The 964-nt window shown below is 72.5% G+C and carries 1 protein-coding gene; it reads right to left on the bottom strand.

Annotated elements, in window-relative coordinates:
• Positions 1-163 precede the first annotated feature (163 nt).
• Positions 164-964: aldo/keto reductase (locus AOK09_RS28985; RefSeq protein WP_055590211.1), on the bottom strand; the 801-nt coding region annotated here is incomplete at its 5' end.

Raw genomic sequence — 964 nt, 5'->3', positions numbered from 1 at the left:
GGTCGACGAGCTGAAGAACGTCGGGGGCACCGTTGTCGCGGTGGATGATGGCCTTCATGGTCCGTCCTGGTGGCTTGTGGAAGCGGAGTCTCCCGGCGTGGCCCGACGTGGTGTCAGGGTGTCCGGTGTGCGGTGCGTTCCGGTCTGGGCCGCGTCGGTCCCGTCAGCCGATGGGGACGTCGTTGGAGCGGGACTCGACGGCATCGAGGGTGGCGAGGGTCGCGGCGTCGAGGGTGATCCGGCTGACCGCGATGTTGGCCTCCAGGTGGGCGGCGCTGGCGGTGCCGGCGATGAGCAGCACGTTCGGGGCGTGGTGCAGCAGCCAGGCGAGCCCGACCTGGGAGGGGGTGACGCCCAGGGACTCGGCCACGGCGTGCACCACCGGCTCGTCGGTCGCTTTGGGCAGGCCGGGGAAGGCCCCGCCCAGCGGGAAGAACGGCACCCAGGCGACGCCCTCGGCCGCGCACAGCTGCAGCATGTCCTCGTCGTCGCGGGAGACGAGACTGTAGGCGTTCTGCACGCAGACCACGCCGGCGGGCAGGGCGCGGCGCAGGCCGTCGAGGGTGACGCTGCTCAGGCCGATCGCGCCGATCTTGCCCTCGTCGCGCAGGGCGGTCATCACCGCGAGCTGGTCGTCGAGGTCGACGACCTGGTCACCCTCGGGACGCAGCCCGGGCCCGGTGTCCAGGCGGCGCAGGTTGACGACCGCGAGCCGGTCGACGCCGAGGCTGCGCAGATTGTCCTCGACGCTGGCGCGCAGCTGCTCGGGACGCTGTGCCAGACGCAGCGGCAGGCGCCCGCCGGGGTTGGGGTCGGCTCCCACCTTCGTGACGACCAGGACGTCATCGGCCGGGCGCAGTGCCTCGCGGATCACGTCGTTGGCGAAGCCGAAGCCGTAGAACTCGGCGGTGTCCACGTGGTCGACGCCCAGCTCGACCGCGCGGCGCAGCAGCGCCACGGCCTC

Origin of the sequence: Peterkaempfera griseoplana (genome assembly GCF_001418575.1) — a bacterium.
Lineage (GTDB): Bacteria > Actinomycetota > Actinomycetes > Streptomycetales > Streptomycetaceae > Peterkaempfera > Peterkaempfera griseoplana.
Note: the sequence above shows the minus strand (reverse complement) of the source record. Positions and strands in the feature narration are given on the sequence as shown.